This window comes from Dietzia sp. E1 (assembly GCF_014145015.1).
Lineage (GTDB): Bacteria > Actinomycetota > Actinomycetes > Mycobacteriales > Mycobacteriaceae > Dietzia > Dietzia cinnamea_A.
In genome coordinates, this window is the sequence record NZ_JAALDU010000286.1 from 1 (window position 1) to 2,273 (window position 2,273).

General features: G+C 71.0%; 2 protein-coding genes and 1 pseudogene. All 3 read left to right on the plus strand.

Features of this window, described 5'->3' with window-relative positions:
• Positions 1-247, plus strand: a pseudogene (locus tag G6030_RS10275) (ABC transporter ATP-binding protein); the annotation flags it as partial.
• Positions 247-1,095 carry a metal ABC transporter permease gene (locus G6030_RS10280; protein ID WP_182643047.1) on the plus strand — a complete coding sequence of 283 codons (849 nt, stop codon included), beginning with the start codon at positions 247-249 and terminating at the stop codon, positions 1,093-1,095. The pseudogene G6030_RS10275 and the gene G6030_RS10280, both read left to right, overlap by 1 nt.
• A gap of 24 nt (positions 1,096-1,119) precedes the next feature.
• Positions 1,120-2,163 carry an aminoglycoside phosphotransferase family protein gene (locus tag G6030_RS10285; RefSeq protein WP_347238631.1) on the plus strand — a complete coding sequence of 348 codons (1,044 nt, stop codon included), beginning with the start codon at positions 1,120-1,122 and terminating at the stop codon, positions 2,161-2,163.
• Positions 2,164-2,273: the final 110 nt, after the last annotated feature.

Genomic DNA, 2,273 nt, shown 5'->3' on the forward strand with positions numbered 1-2,273 from the left:
CACCCACGAGATCAACCCGGTCCTGCCGATGGTCGACCGGATCGTCTACCTCGTCGACGGGCGCCACCGCATCGGCACTCCCGACGAGGTGTTCACCAGCGAGGTCATGTCCGAGCTGTACTCCTCCCCCGTCGAGGTGCTGCGCGTGCGCGGACAGATCATCGTGGTGGGCGACACCCAGCACCTGTGCACCGAACCGTGGACCACGGGACACCACCACGACCACACCGGGGACGGAGCGCACTGATGGACCGCCTGCTCGAGATCGCCGAGTCCCTCGCCGACACCGAGACCACCGCCTACCTGTTGCAGCAGGACTTCGTGATCTTCGGCCTCGCCGCGATCGCGTTGCTCGGCCTGCTCTCCGGCGCGATCGGGCCGTTCATCATCATGCGGCAGATGTCGTTCTCCGTCCACGGCGCCAGCGAGCTCGCCCTCACCGGCGCAGCCGCCGCGCTGCTGTTCGGGCTCAACCTCGGCCTGGGGGCCGTCGTGGGGTCGGTGATCGCGGCGCTGATGTTCGGGATCATGGGCTCGCGGGCCTCCCAACGCGACTCCTCGATCGGCGTCGTGCTGGCGTTCGGCCTCGGGCTCGCGGTGCTCTTTATCCACCTCTATCCCGGGCGGTCCGGCACCAGTTTCTCCCTGCTCACCGGGCAGATCGTCGGCGTCTCCGAGAACGGCCTCGTGCAGATGGCGGTGGTCGCGGCGATCATCTGCGTGGCGCTCATCGCGCTGTACCGGCCGCTGGTGTTCTCCTCCGCCGACCCCGAGGTGGCCGCGGCGCGCGGTGTGCCCGTGCGGGCGCTCAACATGATCTTCGCCGTGCTCGTGGGGCTCGCGGCCGCGCAGGCCGTGCAGGTGGTCGGCGCACTGCTGGTGCTCTCCCTGCTCATCACCCCCGCCGCGGCGGCGGCCGCCGTCACCTCCAGCCCCGGGAAGGCCATCGGGCTGACGATCCTCTTCGCCGAGATCGCCGCCGTGGGCGGGATGCTGCTCTCGCTCGCCCCCGGCGTGCCCGTCTCGGTGTTCGTCACCACCGTCTCGTTTGTCATCTACCTGGCATGTCGCGCGGTGGCGGCGGTCCGGCGCTGACCGCGCGGTACTAGCGTCTGAGCCGTGAACAGCGACCCCAGCGCTCATCCCGGTGGTGACCCCGCGGGCGCCAGCTCTCCGGTGACCGGCCCGGGCGCTCATCCCGATGGTGGCCCCGCGGGCGCCAGCTCTCCGGCGACCGGCCCGGGCGCTCATCCCGCCGCCGAACTCGCGGCCATCCACGCCGACTACCCCACACTGAGCTGGGAACGCGCCGAACGGGTAGACGAGGGCTGGGACCACGTGGTGGTGATCTGCCACGGTTGCCGCGGGGACGACGCCCTCGGGCACCGCGATCTGGTCTTCCGCTTCCCCCACGACGAGCAGGCGCTCACCCAGCTGCCCACCGAGATCGCGGTCCTGGAGCACCTCGCCGGGCGCGTCGAGGCGGCACTCCCCCGCTACTCGCACGTCCCCGTCCACGGGCGGTTCGCCGGCTATCCGCTGGTGCGCGGTCAACGCCTCACCGCGCAGCTGCTGCACAACCTGCCCCATCCGGAGAAGACGGTCGTCGCCGGCCAGCTGGGCGCACTCCTGTCCTCGCTGCACATCCAGGACGTCTCGGGGCCACCGCTCGACCGGGTCCCGTACTCCTACCAGCCCGAGAATCTGGACTTCGTGCGCGGCATCGTGGCCCACGACCTGCCGTCGGTGTTCACGCCGGACGAGATGCGGACCGCCCACGAGATCTGCGACGAGGTCGGCGCGTTGCAGTCCACGCTGCTGCCCCGGGTGTTCCTCCACAACGACATCTACTCCCGCCACCTGTACTGGGACCCGGACCCCGCCCCCGGGCGTCTGGGGCTCATCGACTTCACCGACATGTGCCTGGGAGACCCGGCCGTGGACTTCGCCGAACTGTACGAATACGGCCCACGCTTCGTCGAGGACGTCCTGGCCCGGTACGTCGGCCGGGTCGACGACACTTTCCTCGACCGGGCGTGGACGTACCAGCGACTGGCCGCGCTCTACATGATCGCGGGCCACCTGTACTACGGGGTCGAGACGTGGGAGTACGCGCGCGCGGCGTTCGACCGCTGCCGGTCACCCCGCCGCCCGCGAGCCTGAGCTCAGACGGGGACCTGCGCCGCTCGCAGCCGCGCGTCGGCATGGCGTCTCGCTCTCGCCGCTGCCCGGCCCGAGCTCGCAGCCGCTCCCCGCGATGGCGTCTCGCTCCC